Origin of the sequence: Micromonospora sp. NPDC005215, assembly GCF_040607915.1 — a bacterium.
In the GTDB taxonomy this organism is placed as follows: domain Bacteria; phylum Actinomycetota; class Actinomycetes; order Mycobacteriales; family Micromonosporaceae; genus Micromonospora.
This window is the reverse complement of sequence record NZ_JBEXHQ010000023.1, coordinates 53,820-77,258: the sequence shown is the minus strand read 5'-3', so window position 1 is coordinate 77,258 and position 23,439 is coordinate 53,820. Positions and strand designations below refer to the sequence as shown.

20 protein-coding genes and 1 pseudogene are annotated in these 23,439 nt (G+C 72.1%); 11 read left to right on the top strand and 10 right to left on the bottom strand.

The genetic code is table 11. The features are described 5' to 3' along the window. Window positions 1–12: 12 nt before the first annotated feature. Entirely contained in the window at window positions 13–1,317 is a 1,305-nt protein-coding gene (locus tag ABZU25_RS18565) for an acyltransferase (RefSeq protein ID WP_355030575.1), read from the top strand. Between the two features lie 36 nt (window positions 1,318–1,353). After that, window positions 1,354–2,325, top strand: a complete 972-nt coding sequence (locus ABZU25_RS18560; RefSeq protein WP_355030574.1) for a DNA primase small subunit domain-containing protein — start codon at window positions 1,354–1,356, stop codon at window positions 2,323–2,325. A 21-nt stretch (window positions 2,326–2,346) separates the two neighbouring features. On the opposite strand, the gene ABZU25_RS18555 is transcribed toward ABZU25_RS18560, so the two are convergent. Continuing rightward, window positions 2,347–4,515: an acyltransferase family protein gene (locus ABZU25_RS18555; protein ID WP_355030573.1), complete on the bottom strand. Its 2,169-nt coding sequence runs from the start codon at window positions 4,513–4,515 to the stop codon at window positions 2,347–2,349. A 74-nt stretch (window positions 4,516–4,589) separates the two neighbouring features. Beyond that, complete coding sequence (locus tag ABZU25_RS18550; protein ID WP_355030572.1) at window positions 4,590–5,063, bottom strand: Lrp/AsnC family transcriptional regulator; 474 nt, start codon at window positions 5,061–5,063, stop codon at window positions 4,590–4,592. Window positions 5,064–5,169: 106 nt separating this feature from the next. Here ABZU25_RS18550 and pdhA point away from each other — a divergent pair, with 106 nt between their 5' ends. The 4 genes from pdhA to ABZU25_RS18530 all read left to right on the top strand — a co-directional run bounded on the left by pdhA (window position 5,170) and on the right by ABZU25_RS18530 (window position 10,665). After that, window positions 5,170–6,369, top strand: coding sequence for a pyruvate dehydrogenase (acetyl-transferring) E1 component subunit alpha (gene pdhA, locus ABZU25_RS18545; RefSeq protein ID WP_355030609.1), 1,200 nt, complete (start codon window positions 5,170–5,172; stop codon window positions 6,367–6,369). After that, window positions 6,366–7,382, top strand: a complete 1,017-nt coding sequence (locus ABZU25_RS18540) for an alpha-ketoacid dehydrogenase subunit beta (protein WP_355030608.1) — start codon at window positions 6,366–6,368, stop codon at window positions 7,380–7,382. Before pdhA ends, ABZU25_RS18540 begins: the two co-directional genes overlap by 4 nt. Beyond that, window positions 7,379–8,827, top strand: a complete 1,449-nt coding sequence (locus ABZU25_RS18535) for a dihydrolipoamide acetyltransferase family protein (protein WP_355030571.1) — start codon at window positions 7,379–7,381, stop codon at window positions 8,825–8,827. The genes ABZU25_RS18540 and ABZU25_RS18535 overlap by 4 nt, the downstream gene beginning before the upstream one ends. 158 nt (window positions 8,828–8,985) lie before the next feature. Beyond that, window positions 8,986–10,665: a right-handed parallel beta-helix repeat-containing protein gene (locus tag ABZU25_RS18530; RefSeq protein ID WP_355030607.1), complete on the top strand. Its 1,680-nt coding sequence runs from the start codon at window positions 8,986–8,988 to the stop codon at window positions 10,663–10,665. A gap of 120 nt (window positions 10,666–10,785) precedes the next feature. Here ABZU25_RS18530 and ABZU25_RS18525 read toward each other — a convergent pair whose 3' ends face one another. Next, window positions 10,786–12,885, bottom strand: coding sequence for a PQQ-dependent sugar dehydrogenase (locus ABZU25_RS18525; RefSeq protein WP_355030570.1), 2,100 nt, complete (start codon window positions 12,883–12,885; stop codon window positions 10,786–10,788). 22 nt (window positions 12,886–12,907) lie between these two features. Then, window positions 12,908–13,858 (bottom strand): sugar phosphate isomerase/epimerase, encoded by a 951-nt coding sequence (locus ABZU25_RS18520; protein ID WP_355030569.1) that lies wholly within the window; start codon window positions 13,856–13,858, stop codon window positions 12,908–12,910. A 608-nt stretch (window positions 13,859–14,466) separates the two neighbouring features. Between ABZU25_RS18520 and ABZU25_RS18515 the strand changes: the two genes are divergently transcribed. Then, window positions 14,467–15,735, top strand: a complete 1,269-nt coding sequence (locus ABZU25_RS18515) for an Ig-like domain-containing protein (protein ID WP_355030568.1) — start codon at window positions 14,467–14,469, stop codon at window positions 15,733–15,735. Between the two features lie 383 nt (window positions 15,736–16,118). On the opposite strand, the pseudogene ABZU25_RS18510 reads toward ABZU25_RS18515, so the two are convergent. Further along, a pseudogene (locus tag ABZU25_RS18510) lies at window positions 16,119–16,814 on the bottom strand (SMP-30/gluconolactonase/LRE family protein); the annotation flags it as partial. Window positions 16,815–17,095: 281 nt separating this feature from the next. On the opposite strand from ABZU25_RS18510, the gene ABZU25_RS18505 reads away from it, so the two are divergent. Next, on the top strand, window positions 17,096–17,482 hold the full coding sequence (locus tag ABZU25_RS18505; protein WP_355030567.1) for an STAS domain-containing protein: 387 nt from the start codon (window positions 17,096–17,098) through the stop codon (window positions 17,480–17,482). A gap of 77 nt (window positions 17,483–17,559) precedes the next feature. Here ABZU25_RS18505 and ABZU25_RS18500 read toward each other — a convergent pair whose 3' ends face one another. Beyond that, the gene (locus ABZU25_RS18500; RefSeq protein ID WP_355030566.1) at window positions 17,560–17,952 is read right to left on the bottom strand and encodes an FKBP-type peptidyl-prolyl cis-trans isomerase; all 393 of its coding nucleotides are present in this window, start codon (window positions 17,950–17,952) and stop codon (window positions 17,560–17,562) included. Window positions 17,953–18,206: 254 nt separating this feature from the next. Between ABZU25_RS18500 and ABZU25_RS18495 the strand changes: the two genes are divergently transcribed. Then, complete coding sequence (locus tag ABZU25_RS18495) at window positions 18,207–19,130, top strand: TerC/Alx family metal homeostasis membrane protein (RefSeq protein ID WP_355030606.1); 924 nt, start codon at window positions 18,207–18,209, stop codon at window positions 19,128–19,130. Window positions 19,131–19,148: 18 nt separating this feature from the next. Here ABZU25_RS18495 and ABZU25_RS18490 read toward each other — a convergent pair whose 3' ends face one another. From ABZU25_RS18490 to ABZU25_RS18475, 4 genes are read right to left on the bottom strand one after another with little or no spacing between them, the layout of a single operon-like run. Continuing rightward, window positions 19,149–19,730, bottom strand: coding sequence for a hypothetical protein (locus ABZU25_RS18490; protein WP_355030565.1), 582 nt, complete (start codon window positions 19,728–19,730; stop codon window positions 19,149–19,151). Beyond that, window positions 19,727–20,248 (bottom strand): DUF6286 domain-containing protein, encoded by a 522-nt coding sequence (locus tag ABZU25_RS18485; protein WP_355030564.1) that lies wholly within the window; start codon window positions 20,246–20,248, stop codon window positions 19,727–19,729. Before ABZU25_RS18485 ends, ABZU25_RS18490 begins: the two co-directional genes overlap by 4 nt. Window position 20,249: 1 nt before the next feature. Then, window positions 20,250–20,570, bottom strand: a complete 321-nt coding sequence (locus ABZU25_RS18480) for an Asp23/Gls24 family envelope stress response protein (RefSeq protein ID WP_355030563.1) — start codon at window positions 20,568–20,570, stop codon at window positions 20,250–20,252. Then, window positions 20,567–20,758: a hypothetical protein gene (locus ABZU25_RS18475; RefSeq protein WP_355030562.1), complete on the bottom strand. Its 192-nt coding sequence runs from the start codon at window positions 20,756–20,758 to the stop codon at window positions 20,567–20,569. Before ABZU25_RS18475 ends, ABZU25_RS18480 begins: the two co-directional genes overlap by 4 nt. Window positions 20,759–20,920: 162 nt before the next feature. Here ABZU25_RS18475 and ABZU25_RS18470 point away from each other — a divergent pair, with 162 nt between their 5' ends. Together ABZU25_RS18470 and ABZU25_RS18465 are read left to right on the top strand one after the other, a co-directional pair. Beyond that, window positions 20,921–21,805 (top strand): DUF2726 domain-containing protein, encoded by an 885-nt coding sequence (locus ABZU25_RS18470; RefSeq protein WP_355030561.1) that lies wholly within the window; start codon window positions 20,921–20,923, stop codon window positions 21,803–21,805. A 284-nt stretch (window positions 21,806–22,089) separates the two neighbouring features. Continuing rightward, window positions 22,090–23,349 carry a hypothetical protein gene (locus ABZU25_RS18465; protein ID WP_355030560.1) on the top strand — a complete coding sequence of 420 codons (1,260 nt, stop codon included), beginning with the start codon at window positions 22,090–22,092 and terminating at the stop codon, window positions 23,347–23,349. The last annotated feature ends 90 nt before the right edge of the window (window positions 23,350–23,439 follow it).

The following is a 23,439-nucleotide window of genomic DNA, read 5'->3' as shown; positions in this document are numbered from 1 at the left end:
GTGCCTGACCGCATGACCACCCCCGCTCTCATCCGGTCCCGCGGCACGTTGGCCGACCTGCTCTCCGGCCGGAGCAACGGCATCGGGTTGATCCGGCTCTGCCTCGCCGTCGGGGTGGTGCTGTCGCACTCCAAGCCGCTCGGCTTCGGAGCCAACGACCTCGGCTACTACCTGACCGGTCGGCAGACCAACGTCGGCACCATGGCCGTGTACGGCTTCTTCGTGCTGTCCGGCCTGCTGATCACCCGCAGCGCTCGGCGTACCGGCATCATCCGTTACGCCTGGCACCGGGCGCTGCGGATCTTCCCCGGTCTCTGGGTCTGCCTGCTGGTCACGGCGCTGGTGGTCGCCCCGCTTGTCACGCTGCGAGAGCACGGCAGCACCGCCGGCTTCTTCGACAACGCCTGGGACCGGGGTGGCCCGCTGGCCTACCTGCGGGCCAACTGGTGGACCGGTGTCCGCCAGTACGGCATCCACGACCTGTTCGTGCAGACCACCCCGTGGGGCGTGAAGACCCACACCAGCGTCTTCAACGGCGCGCTGTGGTCGCTCAAGTACGAGATGTTCTGCTACGTCGTGGTGGGCGTGCTGGCCGCGACCGCCGTGCTGCGCAACGCCCGCCGGTTCGTGCTGTTCCTGACCGTCGCGCTCTACCTGAGCATCCTGCAGGACTGGGTGAGCTCCGGACGGATCAGTGGCCCGGCGTCGACGGCGAGCTGGGCCTTCGACTCGCCGCTGGTCGGCTCGATGAGCTTCCACTACATCGTCTACCTGGGCTTCCTGTTCGCCTTCGGCGCGACCCTGGACCTCTACCGGGAGCGGGTGCCGATCAACGACGCGCTGGGCATCGGCTCGGCGCTGGCGCTCGGGTTGTCCCTGCTCGTCGGTGGCTTCTTCGTCATCGGGCTGCCCGCGTTCGCGTACCTGCTGGTCTGGCTGTCGGTGCGGATGCCGCGCCAGCTGCACTGGGTGGGCCGCAAGAACGACTACTCGTACGGCATCTACATCTACGGGTTCATGTTCCAGCAGGTGATGACCAGTTTCGGCTGGAGCCGCTGGGGTTACGTGCCGTTCGCCGCGATGTCGGTGGCGGTCGCCTTCGCCGCCGCGTTCCTGTCCTGGAAGTTGGTCGAGCGGCCGGCGCTGCGGTTGAAGGACTGGACGCCGGGCTTCGTGGCCCGCCGGTCGTCGCAGCGGGTGCCTGCCGAGCAGCAGACCGCGGTGGCCGAGGAGCCGCCCGCGACGCCGCCGGCGCAGGTCGGCGGCCAGACCCAGGAGCTGCCGCAGCAAACCGCCACGCTGGTTCCCCGCCGGTAACCCGCCGGCCCGCCCCCGAGCCGTACGCTCGGGGGCGTGGCCACGGTGGCGGAGGAGATTCAGGTGGGGGAGCGGCTGGTCCGCGTCTCCAGCCCGGACAAGCCGTACTTCCCGGAGCGCGGGCTGACCAAGCTGGATGTGGTCCGCTACTTCCTGTCCGTGGGTGACGGGATCCTGCGCGCCCTGCGGGACCGGCCGACGATGCTGGAACGCTGGCCGCGTGGCGTCTTCGAGGGCGCAATGATCGCCACCCGGCAGACCAGTCGGGGCGACGCCTTCTACCAGAAGCGGCTGCCGGCGGGCGCGCCCGACTGGGTGCGCACCGCGCACATCACCTTCCCCAGTGGCCGGACCGCCGACGAGGTCGCGCCGAGCGAGTTGGCCGTGGTGATCTGGGCGGCCAACCTGGGCACCCTGCGGTTTCACCCGTGGCCGGTCACCGCCGCCGACGTGGAACGACCCGACCAGCTGCGCATCGACCTCGACCCGCTGCCCGGCGTCGGGTTCGACCAGGTGGTGCCGGTCGCCCGGGAGGTGCGGGCGTTCCTCGCCGAGCTGGGGCTGACCGGCTACCCGAAGACCACCGGGGGGCGGGGCCTGCACGTCTACCTGTCGATCGAGCCGAGGTGGAGCTTCGGCGACTGCCGTCGGGCGGTGCTCGCGTTGGGCCGGGAGATGCAGCGCCGGCTGCCGGAGCTGGTCACCACCACCTGGTGGCGTGACCAGCGCGACCGCCCGGTCTTCGTCGACTACAACCAGATGTCCCGGGACCACACGATGGCCTCGGCGTACTCGATCCGGCCCACGCCCCAGGCCCTGGTGTCGGCGCCGCTGACCTGGGCGGAGCTGGACGACGCCCGACCGGAGGACTTCGACGTGCGGTCCGTGCCGGCCCGCTTCGCCGAGCACGGCGACCCGCACGCCGGCCTGGACGGCGACCGGCACTCGTTGGAGCCGCTGTTGGAGCTGGCCGACCGGGAGGGGCTGGAGGCCCCTCCCGAACGATGAGGACCGGACCAGCCCGGCGGGTCACAGCTCGGCGAGCACGGGCCTGAGCGCGGCGCCCACCTGGGGTGCGAGGGTCGCCGAGTACGTGGCGCTCAGGTGGTGCGCGTCGCGCCAGACGAGCACTCCTCCGATGACGGGGGCGCACCGGTCCGCGGGACAGATCCAGTCGTTCAGGTCGATCAGGTGGGCGCCGGCGAGCCCGTCGGCCGCTTCTTCCTGGGCCGGACCGCCCCCGCGGCCCAGGGCCTCGGACCGGACCGTGGCGCACTTCGTCAGGCGGTTCGGGTTCTTCGACACGCACTCGGCGATGTCCATCAGGTGCAGCGGCGTGTCCCGCAGCACCACCACCGGAACCTTCTCCGCGATCATGCCGCTCCACGTTTTGCGCAGCTCGCGGACCAGCGCCGACCGCCATTTCGAGGCTGGCTCGCCGCTGACCGGGTACTCGGCGTTGGTGACGACCAGCAGGTCGGGGCGACCCGGGCCGAGCAGCGTCTGCCGGACCCTCCTGTTCCATTCCGTGCAGGCGGAGTAGGGCCGGTCGTTCAGGGAGATCTCCGCCGTGAGGAACGGGCAGCCGCCCTTGGTGTAGGTGGCGAGGCGCCACCCGTTGGTCTCCGCCGCCAGCCGCATGGCGGGGACCCAGTGGTCGGCATGGGAGTCACCGACGAGCGCGATCGTGGTCGCCGAGTTCATCTTCCCGTAGACGCACACCTCCGGCGTCGCGGACTCCAGCGTCACGTGACAACTCTTCGTCGCCTGGAACAGCGGCGCGTCCCGGGCCGCCCGCGCCGGGTCGGGAATGATCGAGGCGACCTTGTCGACGGGCACCCCGGCCCGACTGGTTCGGGGGGAGTTGCCGAGCGCCGCGGCGCCCGGCGCGGCCGGCGGCGCCGCCTGCGGGGACCCTCCGGGCACCTGACCCATGATGACCGACGAGGGTGCCGTACCCGTCGTCGTCGGAATGGCCAGTTGGAAGGTCAGGCCGGCGAGCGCGGCCGCGCAGGTGCAGACGGCGCCGATGCGCAGGGCGGCGGATGGCCGGTCGGCGAGGGTCGGTGACCGGCGGACCGGGTTCTCGATGAAGTGGTACGTGAGCGCCGCGGGGATCGCCGAGGCGGCCACGACGGCGAGCGCGGGGCCGACGCCGAGGTCACCGAAGTGCGCCTGCGCGGCGACCAGCACGGGCCAGTGCCACAGGTACAGCGAGTAGGAGATCCCACCGACGTAGCGCAACGGCTGCCGACCCAGCAGGAGGGCGGGACCGGCGCGGCCGGCGGCCGGTCCGAACGCGATCACCGTGGCCGTGCCGAGGGTGGGGCCGAGCGCGGCGTAGCCGGGGAAACCGGCCTCCGTGGTGATCAGCGCGGCCGAGGCGCCGACGGCGATCAGCCCGGCCCAGGCCAGCGGGACTGCCACCCAGCGCGGTGACCGGCCCCACCAGATCGCCGTGACGGCGACGGCGCCGCCGAGGGCCAACTCCCACATCCGGGTCGTGGTGACGTAGTACGCCGACGGATCGGTCGGTGAGACGTACAGCGCCCAGGCGAACGAGGGGACCGCGATCAGCGCCAACCCGAGCAGGTAGAGGCCGCGGCCGGCACGTCGGCGGTGGCGGGCGAACCACCCGAGGGCGATCAGCAGCAGTGGCCACACCAGGTAGAACTGCTCCTCGACGGCGAGGGACCAGAAGTGCTGGGCGATGCTCGCGGCGTCGTTGGCGGCCACGTAGTCGGCGGACTGCCCGGCCATCCGCCAGTTCATGGCGTAGCAGGCGCTGGCGATGACGTCCCAGGCGGTGGCCGACCAGCGGCCACGAGGCAGGAAGAAGTAGGTCAGGACCAGTGTCGCGATGAGGACGGTCGCGGCGGCGGGGAGCAGACGCTTCGCTCGTCGGGCGTAGAAGTCGGTGAGCGAGAGCCGTCCACGTCTGTCGAGTTCCTCAAGCAGCAGGCCGGTGATGAGGAAGCCGGAGATCACGAAGAACACGTCGACACCGACGAAACCGCCGGGCAGGTACGGCACTCCGGCGTGACCGAGGAGCACCAGCAGCACGGCCACTGCCCGCATGCCCTCGATGTCGCCGCGGAAGGACCGTGGGCCGGTTGACGTCGGCCTGGTCGACGTCGGCCTGGGCGGCGCCGGTGCGGCGACCCGGGCCTGCGCCCACAACTCATTCGATATAGCCACGTCGCGGATAGTAGCGACGTGGCTACGGTAATTCGCCTATCTCGGCATTTTGCTAATGAATTCGTGTTATGGCCCTACTGCCAGGGACTTTGCGTACCGCCGAACTCCTCGAAGACGAGCCAGGACCGCGTCGACAACACCCCGGCGATGCGCTGCACCCGATCCAGCACCACATCCCGCAGGGCGGCGTTGTCCGGCGCCCGGACCAGAGCCAGCACGTCGTGCTCGCCGCTGAGCAACGCGACGTGCTCGACATAGCGGACCTGGGCCAGCTCGGCCGACACCTCCCGCCAGGTGTTCTGCTCGATCGTCAACGCCATGTACGCCGAGGTGCCCAACCCGGCGGCCTCGGGCGCCACCTGGGCGCGGAACCCGGTGATCACCCCGTCGCGCAGCAACCGCTCCACCCGCGCGTACGCGTTGGTGCGGGAGATGTGGATCCGTTCGGCGAGGGTGCGCACCGACGTACGCCCGTCCCGGACCAGCTCGTCGAGGATCCGCCGGTCCACCTCGTCGAGGGCTCGAACCGATCGTCCCGATCCCGCCATCCGGTCTGCTTCGTCGCCGGTTTCCTGGCTCACTGATACGCCCTCCGCATACCAACCGTCCCGCCTTCTGCGTGGATCTTGAGTCAAACATCCGACACGCGGAAGCATAGGCTCACCACACGTCCCAGGAGGTTCCGCCGTGACGACCACTCCCCAGGCGGTCCGCAGGGCATCCCCGCGTACGCGTCGAGCGGCCACCCCGCCCGACCCGGCGCGCCCGCTACTGCCGGACGCCGAGCCGGTTCGCCTGCTCGACCCGAACGGCACACCGTTGCCCGCCCGCCCCCACTACCCGGAGCCCCCCGTCGAGGTGCTGCGCGAGCTGTACCGCCGGATGGTGCTCGGCCGCCGGTTCGACACCCAGGCCACCGCATTGACCAAGCAGGGCCGGCTGGCCGTCTACCCGTCCTCCCGGGGGCAGGAGGCGTGCCAGGTCGCCGCGGCGCTCGCGGTCCGCGACACCGACTGGGTCTTCCCCACCTACCGTGAGTCGATGGCGCTGGTTGCCCGGGGCATCGACCCGGTCGAGGTGCTCACCCTGCTGCGCGGCGACTGGCACTGCGGCTACGACCCGACCGAGGTACGCACCGCGCCGCAGTGCACCCCGCTCGCCACCCAGTGCGTGCACGCCGCCGGGCTGGCGCACGGCGAGGCGTACCAGGGCCGCGACACCGTGGCGCTGGCCTTCATCGGCGACGGCGCGACAAGCGAGGGCGACTTCCACGAGGGAATCAACTTCGCCGCCGTGTTCAAGGCGCCGGTGGTCTACTTCGTGCAGAACAACCGCTACGCCATCAGCGTCCCGCTGTCCCGGCAGACCGCCGCGCCGTCGCTTGCCTACAAGGGCGTCGGCTACGGCGTACCCAGCGAGCAGGTCGACGGCAACGACCCGGTGGCGGTGCTCGCCGTGCTCACCCGCGCTGTCGCCCACGCCCGCGCCGGCAACGGGCCGTTCCTCGTCGAGGCGCACACCTACCGGATGGAGCCGCACACCAACGCGGACGACGCCAGCCGCTACCGCGACGGCGCCGAGGTCGACGCCTGGCGGGACCGCGACCCGATCGCCCGGCTGGAGACCTACCTGCGGGCCCGCGGGGTGCTCGACGACGCGGCGGTCGCCGAGGTCGCCGAGCAGGCCGAGGCGTACGCGGCGGACCTGCGCACCCGGATGAACGAGCAGCCCACAGTGGACCCGCTGAGCCTCTTCGACCACGTCTACGCCCAGCCCACCCCGCAGCTGATCGAACAGCGCGAGCAGGTCCGCGCCGAGTTGGCCGCCGCCCGTGACGAGGAGGGTGACGCCTGATGGCCACCACCATGGCGAAGGCGCTCAACACAGCGCTCGCCGACGCCCTCGCCGCCGACGACCGGGTCGTCGTCTTCGGTGAGGACGTCGGTCAACTCGGCGGCGTCTTCCGGATCACCGACGGCCTACAGGCCCGCTTCGGCGAAGACCGTTGCTTCGACACCCCGCTCGCCGAGGCCGGCATCGTCGGCTTCGCCGTCGGCCTGGCCATGTCCGGTCTGCGGCCGGTGGTCGAGATGCAGTTCGACGCGTTCGCCTACCCGGCGTTCGAGCAGATCGCCTCGCACGTGGCGAAGCTGCGCAACCGCACCCGGGGCAAGCTCAGCGTGCCCATCGTGATCCGCGTGCCGTACGCCGGTGGAATCGGCGGGGTCGAGCACCACTGCGACTCGTCCGAGGCGTACTACGCGCACACCCCCGGCTTGAAGGTGGTTACCCCGGCGACCGTCGAGGACGCGTACTCGCTGCTGCGCGAGGCGATCGACGACCCCGACCCGGTGGTCTTCATGGAGCCCAAGAAGCTCTACTTCGCCAGCGCCGACGCGGTCCTGCCGACCCGTGCCGAGCCGTTCGGGCGGGCCGTCGTGCGCCGGCCCGGCCGCGACGCCACGCTTGTGGCGTACGGGCCGGCCGTCCCGGTCGCGCTGGAGGCCGCCGAGGCCGCCCGCGAGGAGGGCTGGGACCTGGAGGTGGTGGACGTCCGCACCATCGTCCCGTTCGACGACGACACCATCGCCGCCTCGGTTCGCCGCACCGGCCGGTGCGTGGTGATCCAGGAGGCGCAGGGCTTCGCCGGGGTCGGCGCGGAGATCGCCGCCCGGGTGCAGGAGCGCTGCTTCCACGCGCTGCACGCCCCGGTGCTGCGGGTCGCCGGGCTGGACATCCCGTACCCGGCGCCGATGCTGGAGCACACCCACCTGCCCGGTGTGGACCGGGTGCTCGACGCGGTGGCCCGACTGCAGTGGGACGACCAGCCGGATTCGCGCTGGGCGGCGCAGGGCAGCGCGGCATGACCACCGTCGAGCGGACGCAGGTCTTCCTCCTGCCCGACCTGGGCGAGGGGCTGAGCGAGGCCGAGATCGTCGAGTGGCGGGTCGCGGTGGGCGACGTGGTAACCGTCGACCAGAGCGTGGTCGAGGTGGAGACCGCCAAGGCGGTCGTCGACGTGCCCTGCCCGTACGCCGGCCGGGTGGTAACCCTGCACGGCGCGGCCGGTGAGGTACGTCCGGTCGGCCAGCCGTTGATCACCATCGCGCCGTTGGACGGCGGCGACGAGCCCGCCGGGCACGCCACCTACCGCGAGGAGGAACGGGCCGGCTCCGGCAACGTGCTGATCGGCTACGGCACCGGCCACGGCGGCGCCACCCGCCGTCGGCGCCGGCCTCGGCTGACGCTCGCCCCCGAGCCGGCCGACACCGAGCGGACCGACACCGCGCAAACCGACACCGCGCGGACCGACACCGCGACGACCGGTGGCACCGCCCCGACCGGTGCTGCGGCCCCGACCGGCGGGATCAGCGCGGCTGCCGGCGGCGCCCCGGGTGTGGGCGACGCGCCCGGCCACCCGGCGCGGCCGACCGCCCTGGTCATCTCGCCGATCGTGCGGCGGCTGGCCCGGGAGCGTGGCGTCGACCTGAACGCGGTACGGGGCACCGGGCCCGGCGGAGTGATCCGCCGTGCCGACGTGGAGGCGGCGCTGACCGTACCCGCCGCCCGGCTCACCGCCGTGCCGGACGCGCCCGCCCCGGCGGGCCTGTCCGGGGACGACGACGTGATCGTGCCGCTCACCGGCGTCCGCAAGGTCATCGCCGACAAGCTCTCCCGCAGCCGGCGGGAGATCCCGGAGGTGACCATCTGGGTCGACGTGGACGCCACCGGGCTGCTGGAGACCCGGGCCGCGATCAACGCGGCGACGCCCGACGCGCCGGTGAGCATCCTGGCCCTACTGGCCCGGATCTGCCTCAGCGGTCTGCGCCGGTTCCCGCAGCTCAACGCCCGGGTCGACACGGAGGCGCAGCAGATCGTCCAGTCCGCCGGGGTGCACCTCGGCATCGCCGCGCAGACCGACCGGGGTCTGCTGGTGCCGGTGCTGCGCGACGCCCAGCGACTCACCACCGCCGAGCTGGCCGCCGAACTGGCGGCGACCACCGCCGCCGCGCGGGCGGGCAACCTGCCGCCGGCCCGGCTGACCGGCGGCACGTTCACGCTCAACAACTACGGGGTGTTCGGCGTGGACGGCTCCACGCCGATCATCAACCACCCGGAGGCGGCGCTGCTCGGGATCGGGCGGATCGTGGACAAGCCGTGGGTGGTCGACGGGCAACTCGCCGTCCGCAAGGTGACCCAGCTCAGCCTCACCTTCGACCACCGGGTCTGTGACGGTGGGGTGGCCGGTGGCTTCCTGCGGCACGTCGCCGACTGCGTGGAGCGCCCGGCGCTGCTGATCGCCGCCGTCTGACGGCGTACCCCGGCCCCGGCGCTGCGTGTGCGGCGCCGGGGCCGGCGCACGTCCGGGTTTTCCGGCGGTGCCCACGGGCGGGGTTTCCCGGCGGCGTCATCGGGAAGTCGGCCCCGCCGAAGCGCACCGAACGCGTCGAAGGGAGCCGGCCCGTGGCCGTGGCGAACGAGCTGCTACTGAACTCGGTCCGGGTACGACGGCCCGCCTCGGCCGGCGCGCCGCTCTACTGCGACGCGACGGAGTACGGGCTGACCGGCGACGGCGCGACAAACGACCAGCCGGCGCTGGCCGCCCTCGTGGACCGCCTGGGCGCCGGGTACGCGTCGGACGGGCGCGCCCGGGTCATCTACTGCCCGCCGGGCATCTACTCGATCCGGGACGCGGGCACGGTGTGGCGCAGCGGAGTGTCGCTGATCGGGGCCGGCCCGGCGGCGACCCGGTTCATGCTCAGCAACGAGGGCAACCGGGCCGACCCGACCCCGTTGGCCTTCTGGACCACAGTGCAGCACGGCGCCGACCGGGACCGGCACATCGCCGACTGCACCTTCTCCGACTTCCAGATCGACGGCTCCGGCGTGGCCATGGCCGAGTACAACTACCTGGCCAAGGGCCTCGGACTCCAGTACGTGGTGCGCGGCGTGTTCCGCAACCTCTACATCCACCACACCGCCGCCACCGGGTTGGGCTGCGACTTCCTCCAGGACTCCCTTATCGACGGCGTGGTGGTGGTCGGCTGTGGTCGCCTCGACAACGGCGAGCAGATCGGCGGCGCCGGCATCGGGGTCGGCATCGGCGGGTGGGGCCCGGTGGAGCGGCTGACCATCGCCAACTGCACCGCCCTTGCCAACGGCACCAACGGGATCTTCCTGGAGCTGCAGAAGGACTACTGGGAACCGCCACGCGGCTACCGCATCATCGGCTGCCACAGTCAGGGCAACCGGTTCGGCATCTCCGACTGGGGTAGCGACGGTCTGATCGTCTCGGCCTGCACGATGACCGGCAACCTGGAGACCGGCTTCGACGTGTCGTCGCAGGGCACCTCGTCGGTGGCCGGCCGGGGTGGGCTGCTCACCGACTGCGTCATCGACGGCAACCTGCGCGACGGGGTCAGCATCGGCAACAGCCCGGGCCCGTACACCGTGCGGGGCAACCGGATCAGCGGCAACGGTCAGCACGGCTATCACGCGCAGGACCTCAGGCGCGGCTACCGGGGCGCGATCCGGGACGTGGTGATCGAGAGCAACGACATCTGGGGCAACGGGTTGGACGCGGTCCGCGTCGATCACCAGATGACCGACGCGGTGGTGCTCAACAACCGGATCCGCAACAACGGGCAACAGTACGCCGAAGGCACCGGCGGGACGGGCGACGCCGTGCGCTACGGCGAGCGGTCCCTGGTGGACCGGTCGGCCGCCTGGCCGCACGACGGGCACCGGGGCAAGGTACTGCGGGTCGGACGGTCCGTTGCCATGGTCGCCGCCAACACCGGCGACGAACTCACCCTCGCCCCGGTCCGCCCGGACGCGTTCAGCGCGTGGAGCGGGGACATCCCGCCACCGGGATGTGGATACGAACTGGCTGCCGCGCCCGAGCGGCGGGCCGGTATCACCATCGACGCGCCGTTCGACTCGGCCACCATCCGCGGCAACCGGATCTGGGACAACCACGACCACCAGACCCAGACGCACGGGCTGTGGATCACCGATCGGGGCAGTTGCGTGGACTGCCGGGTCGAGGACAACGACCTCGCCGGCAACGCCGACGAGGGGATGCGGTTGGACACCCCACCGGTGGGTGGACGCTGGCGGGACAACCACGTCGACAGCGACTGGACCTGAGCGGCGACCGCAGGGCCACCCGCACGGTGTGCCGGCCCGCACGGTGCGCCGGTCGGCGGAGAGACGACGAGCGGCGGCGACCGGAGTGATCCGGCCGCCGCCGCTGTCAGCGTGAGTTGGTCAGCCGGCCAGACCGGCCACCGGGGTCGGGTCCAGCACGACAGTTGCCGAGGCGGACTGCGGCGGCACGCCCGGCTCGGTCGGGGCGTCGGTGTACTCGGCGACGAACACCGCGGTCAGGTTGTCCGCGCCGCTGTGCCCACCGTCGACGAAGGTGGGAATCGTCCCGGAGCAACCCGTCGAGGTGGAGAGCGGGTGCCCGTGCTCGTCGTGCCCGAGCACGTAGGTGACCTTCACCCGGGAGCAGTCCACCGGCAGGTCGTCGGTGACCTTCACCTCGTACGCGACCGTCTGCCCGAACTGGAACGGCTGTCCGGCCACCGGGGCGACGAACTCGACGACCGGCGCGGTCGGCCCGACCACCAGCGGCAGGGTCGCCGAGGCGGACCTTCCGGTGCGGTCGGTCACCTTCAGCGTCGGGTTGTACGAGCCGTTCTCCTGGAACGTCCAGGTCGCGTTCGGGTTGGTGCTGTCCACCGAACCGTCGGCGTTGAAGTCCCACGCGTAGCTGAGCTTGTCACCGTCCGGATCGGTGGTGCCGGCGCTGGAGAACGCGACGGTCAACGGGGCCTGCCCGACGGTCGGCGTGCCGCTGATCTTCGGGATCGGCGTCCGGTTGCCCCGGACGAAGTCGATCCGGGACAGCTGGGCGTCCGGGTTCTCAGCGAAGTAGCCGTCGCCGTACTCCAGCACGTAGAGCGCGCCGTCCGGGCCGAACTCCATGTCCATCGGGTTGTCCACCACCAGCGAGGGCACGACCGGCCGGATGTCCGTGACGTCGCCGTCGGAGTCGAGGCGGAACTCCTTGATGTAGTCCCGGGTCCACTCGTAGAACAGCGGCACCCCGTCGTAGTAGGCCGGCCAGCGGGTACGCGACGTGCTGGTCCCGTCGTAGTCGTACGCCGGGCCGCCCATCGGGGCGATGCCGCCGGTGCCCAGCTGCGGGAACTCGGCCGAGGGGGCCGCCGCGTACCAGACCTGCGGCTGCTCGACCGGCGGCAGTTGCCGCTTGCCCGTGTTGTGCGGTGAGTCGTTGACCGGGCGCTTGCAGTTGAACTTGGCGCCGGACTCGCCGGTGGCGAAGTCGTAGTCGCGGTAGGCGATCGTCGGCGTCACGCAGTACGGCCAGCCGTAGTTCGCCGGCTTGTCGACAAGCATCCACCGGCCGTGCCCGGCCGGGCCGCGCTCCGGGTTCGGGTTGGAGGCGTCCGGAGAGTAGTCGCCCACGTACACGTTGTCGGTACGCCGGTCGACGGCGAACCGGAACGCGTTGCGCAGCCCCATCGCGTAGATCTCCGGGCGGGTCTGCGCCGTGCCCGGCTTGAACAGGTTGCCGGCCGGCACCGTGTAGCCGCCACCGTTCTTCACCTTGATGCGCAGCAGCTTGCCGCGCAGGTCGTTGGTGTTGGCCGCGCTGCGCTGGGCGTCGAACGCCGGGTTGCGGTCGGCCCGCTCGTCGATCGGGATGTAGCCGTCGGAGGCGAACGGGTTGGTGTCGTCACCGGTCGACAGGTACAGGTTGCCCAAGCTGTCGAAGTCGATCTGGCCGCCGACGTGGCAGCAGATGCCCCGGTCGGTGGGCACGTCGATGATCTGCTGCTCGCTGGCGAGGTTGAGCTTCATCCCGTCCAGCTTGAACCGGGACAGCCGCAGCGCGCCCTTGAACCGCTGCCAGTCCGCCGCGGTGCCGACCTCCGGCGCGTCCCCCTCGTTGACGCCGGGGGTCGCCGGGTCGTCCACCGGGGTGTCCATGGGCGGCGAGTAGTAGAGGTAGACCCACTTGTTCTGGGCGAAGTTCGGGTCGATGGCGACCCCCTGCAACCCTTCCTCGTCGTGCTCGTAGACGGGGATGTCGGCGGCGAGGGTGTTCAGCCCGGTGCGCGGGTCGTGGATGCGGACCTCGCCGGTGCGGGAGGTGTGCAGCACCCGCAGGTCGGGCAGGACGGCGAGGCTCATCGGCTCGCCCGGGAAGTCGTTCAGTGTCACTTTCTGGAAGCTGCTGTCCGGCGGCGCGGCCGGTGCGGCCGCCGCGGCTGACGGTGGTACGGCCAGACCGGCCGTCACCAGCAGCAGGGCGGACACGAATGCGGTTCTGTTCATCAAGATTGTCCCCCGAGGTGTTTCAGTACCGGAGTGAGGCGAGATAGTCGAAGCCGACCCGGGCGGTGTCCAGGGCGTCGGCGGGGGAGCGTGGCGCGGTGCCCGCGTCGTCGCGCTCCACGATGTACTCCTCGATGCCGGCCTCCCGCTCGTTGGCGAAGATGCGGCCGAAGTCGATGACGCCGTCGCCGAGGTCGGCGAAACCGCCCTCCACGTCGAGGTCCTTGACGTGCACCTGGCGGATTCGGCCGCGGTTGGCCCGGATCACGTCGACCGGGTCGTGCGCGCCCCGCCAGGTCCAGTAGAGGTCGAGCTCGAAGTGCACCAGGCGCGGGTCGGTCTGCCCGGTGAGGATCTCGAAGCCGGTCGAGCCGTCGGTCAACGGCACGAACTCCAGCTGGTGGTTGTGGTAGCCGAAGTCGAGCCCGGCACGTTCGGCCAGCCGGCCGGCCTTGTTCAGGTCGCGCGCCAGGGCCCGGTAGACGTTGGGGTCCCGGATCGCCTGACCGTTGGCGTCCCGACCGAAGTACGGGTGGACGATCTTCTTGCAGCCCACGACGTTGGCGTCGGCGAGGGACTGCTCCCAGGTGGCGGCGTCGAAGGGCTGCGGGATGCCGGTGTGCCCGGAGGTGGCACGCAACCCGGCCTCGTCGAGCGCGGCCCGGAACTGCGCGGCGGTGCGTCCGACGAAGCCGGCGTGCTCCACCCGCCGGTAGCCGATCCGGCGCAGCGCGTCCAGGGTGCCGGGCAGGTCGGCGGCGAGCTGATCGCGCAGGGTGTAGAGCTGGATGCTGATCCGGTCGACAGGCACCCGACGCCGGCCCTGGGACTGCCCGGCGGGTGCGGCGGTGGCCGGGCTGGCGAGCAGGCCGGCGGCGCCGACGGCGGCGGCGGAGACGGTCGCGGCGCGCAGCACTCCGCGCCGGCTGATCGGCTCGGACGCCGGTGTCGGTCGGTTGAGCTGTTGATCCATGGTGGTGGTCCCTTCCTTGACGGCAGGTACGCCGTCGGCGGCGGTCGACCTGGCTGCCGTCACCCGGGCGCGCCGAACCGGCCGGAGGCGGGCTCCGGCTGGACGGTGAGGACGGCGTGCCGGTGCGGCCCGGCCCCCCATCGGGGGCGGAACACGGCGACCCGGCAGGGGTGGCGGCAAGCTGATCGACGAATGGGCAACCCTCTATCTAGATCGTGACCCTACCCTTGCCCCCGGACGAAGGCAAAGCTTCGTCGCGTTCGGCAGAAGTTTCGCTTCAGCTGACAAAAGTCCGCCCCCGAGGTGCGCGCCCCGGCGTGACCTCCTACTTCCGCGCCTCGCCGGGCCGGGCGCGCGGCCGGGCCGGGGCGAACAGGCCGACCGGGCGGAGCGCGGCCAGACGCCCGTCATCCGGACAGCCGGTGTGGCGTCGCTCAAGCGGAGCAGAGGGCACGACACAGGTCGGTTGAACGCCTGATCCGCCAAGTGGAACATCGTCGGCAAATGCGTCGGTAAATGCGCGGACGATTATTTCGAAATACCGCGGATACCCCCTGCTGGGCAGGTGAGAATGTGGCGGAGGGAAGTCGAAAACGGGGGGACTGAACATGACGTCTAGGCGGCGATTGACGCTGTTGGCGGTAACCATCGCAGCCGCACCACTCATCCTGGGTGGGTGCACCGCCGAGCGGGACCCGGCGAATGGTTCGGCCAAGGACCACTCCGCCGGCCCGGACCTCGCCGTGACACCGGCGGACAAGGCTCGGGACGTGCCGGTCAGCGCCGAGGTGGGCACCGCGGTCAAGGGTGGACGGGTCACCGGTGTACGCCTCACCGACGACAAGGGCAAGCAGGTCGGCGCCGAGCCGCGCGACGACGGCTCGGGTTGGGTGCCGACGGCGTCGCTGCAACCGCGGCGGACGTACACCGCCGAGGTGACAGCGACCGGGGACTCCGGCGCCACCACCACCCGCACCACCACGTTCACCACCATGGCCAAATCCACCAAACCACAGATCACCAGCACCCTCTATTTCGTGGGCAATCGGACGTACGGCACGGCGATGCCGGTAACCGTCGCGTTCGACCCGGCAATTCCGAAAGAGGCCAGAGCAGATGTTCAGCGGCGGTTGTTCGTGAAGACGAATCCTCCGCAGCCGGGCGCCTGGTCGTGGCTCGAGGACGGCAGTCAGGTCTATTACCGGGCACCGGATTTCTGGAAGCCGGGGACCACGATCAGTGTCCGGGCCGGGCTGGAGGGCCTGCCGATCGGCAAGGACCGGGTCGGTGACGCCGAGCGGACCGCGACCTCCAAGATCGGACGCCAGCTCTCGCTGGAGGTCGACAACGCCACCAAGCAGATGACGGTGCTGCGTGACGGCAAGCAGATCCGCCGGATCCCGGTCAGCCTGGGCAAGCCGAGCACACCAAGCTCCAGCGGCAAGATGGTGATCATGGAAAAGCACGAGCGGACCACCTTCGACACCCGGGGTGATCCCAACGGTGGCTACGTGGTCGACGTCGACGACGCCCAGCGCTACACCTGGGGTGGTGAGTTCATCCACTCCGCGCCCTGGTCGGAGGGCGACCAGGGCAACACCAACGTCTCGCACGGCTGCGCGAACGTCTCCGCCACCGCCGCCGACTGGTTGATGGGGGTGACACAGGTCGGTGACCTGATCACCGTGAAGGGCACCGAGGTGGAGTTGCAGCCGGGCAACGGCTGGACCGCGTGGAACGTGAGCTGGGACGAGTTCGTCCGGGGCAGCGCCCTGCCGGTGCCCGCCGGGCTCAAGCCCGCGCCGGTCGCCCCGGCGCACCCGGGCGCGGTGGCCGGCGGTTCGCCCGCCCCGGCGCCCTCGGTCAGCGGTCGCTGAGACACCGGCGCCGACACCCGGGGCCGGCCCGCCACCACGGCGGGCCGGCCCGCCGGGCGGGTCAACCCAGCGGTACGCGCGCCACCCCTGCCCCGATCAGGCTGCCCAGCCAGAGGTGATCGCCGTGCTGGCGTACCCCGGTGATCATCCGATACCGCCCGGTCGGGCCGTGCAGCGTCCGGCGGACCCCGCCGTCGCCGTCGACAAGCGCGACCAGCCCGTAGCGGCGCGGCTGCGGCTGCAAACGCGTCGGGCAGCAACGCGGCGATCTGCCGCAGTCGCGGGTGCGGCAGCAGCCGCTCGGCGATCGGCACCCGTGGGCTGGGCAACGCGATCCAGTACGTCCCGTCGCCGACGGCGCAGAGATTGTCCGGGTACGCGGGCAGGTCGGCGAGCACCCGGACACCGCCGCCCAGTTCGACGCGGAGCAGGCGGTGGGTGCTGGTCTCCACGAGCATCAGCGCCGACTCGTCCGGGGTCAGCGCGATCCCGTTGGGAAAGTACAGCCCGTCGGCCACCACCTCGGTGCGACCGCTGCCCGGATGGTGGGCCAGCACCCGCCCGTTGGGGCGATGCTCCAGCAGGTCCCGCTTCCAGTGCGAGACCGGGAACCGGTCGGAGGAGTCGGTGAAGTAGATGGTGCCGTCGCGGGCCACCGTGGCGTTGTTGGCCAGGTGCACCAGGGGCGCCGCCCCGGTCAGCTCGCGTACCGCGCCGTCGGGTGTCACCCGCAGCAACCCGCGGTACGCGTCGCAGACGACCAGAGCCTCGCCGGAGGCGTCCAACTCGATGCCGAGCGGTCGGCCACCGGTCTCGGCCAGCAGTCGGGGGCGGGTGCCTTCCGGCGCGTCGACCGGCCAGCACCAGAGCCGGCCGTCCTCGTCGCCACTGATCACCCGGCCGGCGTCGTCGACAAGCACGTCCTCCGGACCCACGGCTCCGTCGGGAAGCGGCAGCAGCTCGGCGTGGTCGAGCCTTCGGTCCGTCGGGGCCCAGGCTCCGGCCAACGCCGGGGGTACGGTGGCCGGCTCGCGGACGGGACGAATCAACCGGGGCGGCCGGGGCCGAGGGATCAGCATCGGCCTATTCTCCACCGCCGTCGCCGACCGACGTCCATGATCCACACGGTATCCGTGATGTCGGGGTGTCCCGCTGCTGCGGATACCCCGATTTCACCAACCCGTAGTCGATCACGGTCCGACCCGGGCGGTTGGCGGGCGGTCGGGTGCTCGGCGAGGAGCGAGGCTCCGGCCTTCACCCCGAGGGGGATGAGGGGCACCTCGGGGTAGGACCCTGGGCGTACCCGGAATCACGTCGCCGGAGGCCGAAACTGTCGGTGGGGGCGGCTAGGTTTCTCGGCATGGGAGAGCGGAGCGACCGGCTGGACGTGCAGGTCAGCGTGAGTGACCAGATGGTCCTCGTGCGGGTGGCCGGCGAGGTCGACATCGCCACGGTGGCCGCGTTCCGGTCTGCGCTGTGGTCCGTGCCGGCGCGTCCGGTGCTCCAGGTGGACCTGTCCGGTCTGCGGCTGCTCTCCGCCGCCGGCGTCCGCACGCTGCTCGCCGCGCACCTGCGTGTCCGGGCGTGTGGTGGCGCACTGGTCCTGGTCGACCCGAGCCCGGTCGTGGCCCGGGTGCTGCGCGCCACCGGCCTGCACCGGGTGATGCCGATTCTGGAGCCGGCCCGGGTCGTCGAGGCTGCCCGTCGCCCGGCAGTCGAGCCGGCGCACCTGCAACTGGCCGCCTGACCCCCGGCCCGAGGGGCCTACGCGATCCGGGTCCGCCGCGGGGCCGCCGGCGCGCGCCGGCGGCCCCCGAGCATCGGTCAGCGCACGCCGAGCAGGTCGACGACGAAGACGAGCGTCTCACCCGGCTTGATGACGCCGGCCGCACCGCGGTCGCCGTACCCCAGGTGTGGCGGGATGGTGAGCCGGCGGCGACCGCCGACGCGCATGCCGACGACGCCCTGGTCCCAGCCGGCGATGACCTGACCGCCGCCGAGCGGGAACTCGAACGCCTCGCCCCGGTTCCAGGACGAGTCGAACTCGCCGCCGGTGGAGTGCGACACGCCGACGTAGTGCACGCTGGCCAGCTGGCCCGGTTCGGCCTGCGGTCCCTCGCCCACGGTGACGTCCTCGATCACGAGGTCGGCCGGCGGCGCACCCTCGATCGGACCCACCTCGGGCTTGCCGGATCGGGCGCCTGCTGCCTGGTTCATGCGGGGATCTCCTGCCGTGTCGGTTGATGTGTCCGGTCACCTCGATCCTGCCGGATCACCCACCGCCGATGTGCGGCAGACCCGCCGGCCGTCGGAGCGGTGTGCCTGTCGGTGACCGTCGGCGGGCACCGACTTCACCGGAGCCCGGGTGGGGGCGAGGCCGTTCGCCTAGGCTCGACACAGCCGGCGGTTGAGGTGTCGGGCGGTGGCCGTGGTCGATGCGGAGGGCGTCGGTGGCTGAGGCGACGGTCACGGTGCCGCTGTGGGCCTGGGCGGCAGCCAGCGCGCTGATCGCCGTGCTGCTCGCCGTGGACGTGCTCCTGCACCGGGACAACCACGTCATCGAGCTACGCGAGGCGTTGCTGTGGAGCGGCGTCTGGATCGGCGCGGGTCTGCTGTTCGGGTTGGCTCTCTGGTGGGGCCTCGGCGGCGACCCGGCCGTCGCGTACTTCTCCGGCTACCTCTTGGAGAAGGCGCTGTCGGTGGACAACGTGTTCGTCTTCGCCCTGCTCTTCGGCTACTTCCGAGTGCCGTCGGTTTATCAGCACAAGGTGCTGTTCTGGGGTGTCGTCGGGGCGCTCGTCTTCCGCCTGCTGTTCATCTTCGCCGGCGCCGAGCTGCTGGAGCGGCTCACCTGGGCCGGGTTCGCGCTGGGTGGCTTCCTGATCTGGACCGGCTGGCGGCTGGCCGTACGCGGAAAGCCGGACGTCGACCCGGAACGCAACGTCGTGGTCCGGCTGTTCCGAAAGCTGGTGCCCACCGACGCCCGGTACCACGACGACCGGTTCACCGCCCGGGTGGCCGGCCGGCGGGTGGCGACGTTGCTGTTGGTGGCGCTCGTCGCCATCGAGGCCACCGACGTGGTCTTCGCCATCGACTCGGTGGCGGCGATCCTCGCCATCACCACCAACACCTTCCTGGTCTGGACGGCCACCGCGTTCGCCGTACTGGGGTTGCGCAGCCTCTACTTCTGCCTCGCCGGCCTGCTGCGCCAGTTCGGCTACCTGCGCTACGGTCTCGCGCTGCTGCTCGGCTTCGCGGGGCTGAAGCTCATCCTCGCCGAGACGCCGGTGGGCAAGCTGCCGGTCTGGTCGACTCTCGCGGTGGTGGTGCTGACCCTGGCGGTCTCCATCGGGGCCAGCGTCGTGGCCGCGCGCCGCCCTGGCGTCGACGGCTGAGCCGCCGGGCCGTCCGGCTCAGCCGATCATGCCCGGCGGGTCAGGGTCGGCCGGCTCGATGCGGGCTGTCACGTCGAGGTGCGCCGGCTGGCAGTCGGTCGTCGCCGCGAACCGGCGGACGGCGGCGCGAACGTGGTCGCGTACGCCCGCGGCCGTCGCGTCGGCCGTCAGGTCCACCCGGATCCACACGTCGGGGTGCGGCGGCTCGCCGGTGAGCACCACGCGGGCCCGGCGTACCCCGGGGTTGCCGGTCAGGTCGCGGACCAGCGCGTCGGTGAGGACGCCGGCGGCCAGCCGGGTGCGGCCCGGTCGTCGCCCGGGGTGGCTCAGGGTGCCGCGCAGCGTACCGGCGGGTGGCCGCACCTCCCGGGCCAGCAGGCGCTGCCCGGCCAGGGCGAGTAGTGCCCCGCCGACCGCCGCGGCCAGGGTGCTCCACGGCGTGGCCATCCGCCACCGCTCCAGCAGTCCGGCGCTGAGCACCATCGCCTGTGGATCGGCGCCGGGCAGGTTGCCGTGGCCGGCCGCCAGCGCCGCTGCCCCGCCCGTCACCAGCAGCAGCGCGATGATCGTCCACAGCAGGCGGTGCCCGGCGTTGGTCATGCCGGCCGCCGACGAGGCTGTAGCCGGACATCGATGTGGCCGGGGCGGGGCGCGGTGAGCCGGTGCAACTCCTGGTGCACCGCGTACTCGATCTCCCCCCGGGCCGCCGGGTCGCCGGTCGCGCGCACCCGGGGGCGCCACTGGCCGCCGCGCCGTCGGACCTGGACCCGGGCGCGGCGTACGCCCGGCACCGCGCCGGCGACGTCGGCCAGTCGCCGCTCCACGCTGCGCCGGTGCAGGTGCCAGCCGTCGCGTTCGTCGGTGCGTAACCGCACCGGCGTCCAGGGGCGCAGTTGGGCGACCAGGATGGTCAGACCCAGCAGTACGGTGCCGCCGGCCAGCGTCTGGACGGTCGGGTCGCGCCACCGGGTGCCGCTCAGGGCGTCGAGCCAGCCGGTGGTGTCCAGCGGCGTCGGCCGGTCCAGGGCGAGGAGCAGTGCCTGGACGGCCACCAGCGTGCCGCCCGCGAGCAGGGCGGTGGCCAGCAGTAGCGAGGCGACCCGGTTGGCGCTGCGCATCTCAGCCGCCCTCGGCGGGCACTGTCGCGGGGGCGGCGGAGACGTCGACGCCCGGAACGAGCAGGTCGTCCACGGTGACGGTCACCACCGCCACGCGGAGCCCGGTGGTGGCGGTCACCCGGTCGGCGACCACCGCCCGGACCGTCTCGGCGATGGCGGGCACGCTGTGTCCGTACCAGGTGATCAGGTGCAGGTCGAGTCCGACGGACCGGTCGTCCAGGCGGACCGCAGCCGGGCGGACGACGGACACGCCCGGCACCAGGCCGGCCGCCTGGACCGCGATCCTCGCGACCTGCGCGGCGTCGGCGGGGTGGGTGGTCATCGGCGTCGCCGCGGGTCGGGGTGGCGGTCGCCGAGGCCGGTCACCGTGAGGTCGCCGTCGAGCACCCGGACCACCAGCCAGCCCAGCAGGCCCGCGAGCACGGCGAGGGCGGCCACGCCGATGCCGGCGAGTGCCCAGACCGCCACGGCGAGAAACCCGGCGAGGAAGCCGAACTGCTGTCGCGACATGGTCACCTCCGGCCGGTCCGGTACCGGCGGTCGCTGGATACACCCGCCGGCCGTCCCTGGAACGTCAGCCGCCTGTGATCCCGGTCACATCCGAACTCTCGGTCCCATGATCGACCACCTAGACTCGGCCCGGCTCGACCGACCGGCGGATGGATCAGGCAGATGACGAGCATCGGCAGCGACGACCGCGGCTGGCTGCGGGCGCTGCCCGCCGACGGTGGGCACGAGCCCCCGCTCAGTCGTCCCGGCCACCAGGTCCATCGGGAGCGCCGGCTCAGCGATCTGGTCCAGGGTCGCCCGCCCGGGGTCACCGGCAGTCAGTGGAGTTCGGCCAGCCGTGCCAGCTTCGACTTCGTGGTCTGCGCCGCCGACACCGGCCGGGCGATCGTCGCCGTGGAGATCGGCCCGGTCGCGTCCACCGGCTCGGCGCAGCAGCGCGTCGAGCGACTCAAGGACGCGGTGAGCGCGGCCGCCGGCCTGCCCGTGCTGCGGATCGGGTCGTCGACGTTGCGGGCCGCCGAGCACGGCCGGCGCCTGGTGGAGTACGTGATCGACGCGCGCGCCTACGCTGCGGGCGGTGCCGGGGTGACCGCCGGTGGGGACGACGACCCGGCCCCGGTGGGCTTCCGGGACATCCTCGGTCGGCTGCCGGACGGCCGTACCGGGCCGGTCAACGACCTGGGCGCGCTGACCCGCGCGGCGGCGGTCGAGGCGTACGTGGCGGGACAGGTGGCCGACCCGATCGTGCGAGGACTGCACGTGCGGTGGGCCGACGGGCCGGCGCAGGGGTGGAGTTGGGTGCAGGTCCGCCCCGACGCGTGCCTCGTTGAGCGGGTCTCGGTGACCGCGCACCGCTTCTCCTGCGGCATCGACGCGGCCCAACTGGCCGAGGATCTCGCCACCGTCGCGGTGGGGGAGCGGCTGCGGGCGAACACCGGCACGGGCCTGCTGCCGCGCGCCGAGTTGACCGCACAGATCGTCGCGCTGAGTCGGCGCCGCGACGAACTGGTCGGCGGGTTCGCCTTCGACCACCTCTGCGCCGACTGACCGGCGCCCGTTCTCCCTGCTGACACCGGCGCCGGATCCGGGTTCGGCAATTTCCTGCGCGACGGTTGAACCTTCCCGGTCGCCGTCCCGTACTCCTGCGCGAATGAACAGGATCTCCCGATCCGCGTCCACCGGGCGCTGGAGACGGTGCGGAAAGGGCATCGTCGGCCATCGACGCATTACCCGGGTAGGTCACGGTGCTCACCGCCGTGGCGTGCCATCTCACATCCGTCGGTCCGCCGAGGGCAGGAATCCACTACCGGATCGAGAAGGAGAGCAATTCGATGCGCAGGTCCACACGGGCGCGCCGGTCATCCGGCAACGCGCGGAGCAAGCGTCTGCTGGCCGTTGTCGGCACGCTCGTGGTCTTCGGCGGAGTCGTCGCCGTGACCCAGATTTCGTCGGCCCAGGACCGGCGGACAAATAAGCCGCGTCCGGTTGCCGGGCAGTGCGTGGAGCCGAGCCCGGGTTCGACCGCGCCGGCTGGCGGCGCCTCGACCAGCCGGACCTGGCAGAACGGTCGATGGGTGCGTAATCACTGGGGTGACGGGCAGCAGACGGTCCCCGAGTGCGAGGACGGCAAGGACGGCACGGTGGGCACCGGCACGGCCATCGCCTGTCCGGATGTGACGGCGAAGTTGCCGCAGGTTCCGGCCCAGGCGCGGGCCGAGGTGGACCGCGGTCTCGCCCAGTTGCAGACCCAGATCGCCGAGGCGGACCGCCGGTTGGCCGCCGAGGGCAACAAGGGAGAGGCGTTCATCCGCACCGCGATCCTGCAGCCGCTGCGGGACAAGCGGCGCGCGGTGCTGGACCGGATGACTGCCGCGATCGACCGGGTCGGACCTCGGCCGCAGGGTCTCGCGCAGCTCGCCGACTGCCAGGTGCAGCCGACCGGTAACACGGGCGGCAACAACGGCGGCGGCAGCACGCCCACCACCACCCCCGGCGGTGGCAACAACGGCGGTGGCAACAACGGTGGCGGCACCGGGCCCGGCGCCGGGCTCGGCGTGCTGGCCAACGACTGCGACGAGAGCCGGCTCCAGCCGCACGACGGTTTCCAGATCGGCAACCGCTGCGTGAGCACCGAGTTCGGTGAGGTCGGCGCCGCCGCCAACAACCCGTCCCTGCTGATCACCCAGTTCCCCGATCAGATCGGCCGCAACCAGGCGTTCACCCTACGGGTCAGCACCCGCAACCTGGTCCGGGACCGCTTCCTGGCCGCCGGCCAGGGCGGCTACTACGTGGAGAGCTCCCTGCTCAACGCCCAGGGCCTGGTCCGGGGCCACTTCCACACCGCGTGCCGGATGCTGGACAGCCTGACCGCCCCGCCGGAGCCGCAGGAGGTGCCCGCCTTCTTCGTCGCGACCGAGGACGGCCGCGGTGGTGCCCAGCCCGACGAGGTGACGATTCAGATTCCGGGCCTGCCGGAGTCGGGAACCGCGCAGTGCTCCGTCTGGGCCGGTGACGGCTCGCACCGTCTGCCGATGATGGAGCGGGCCAACCAGACCCCCGCGTTCGACTCGGTACGCATCGACGTCAACTGAACCATCTCAACCGGCGGTGGCCGGTCACCCGGGCGACAACCCGGGTGGCCGGCCACCGCCGTTTCCTGCCGAGACAATCCGACGGGGCCC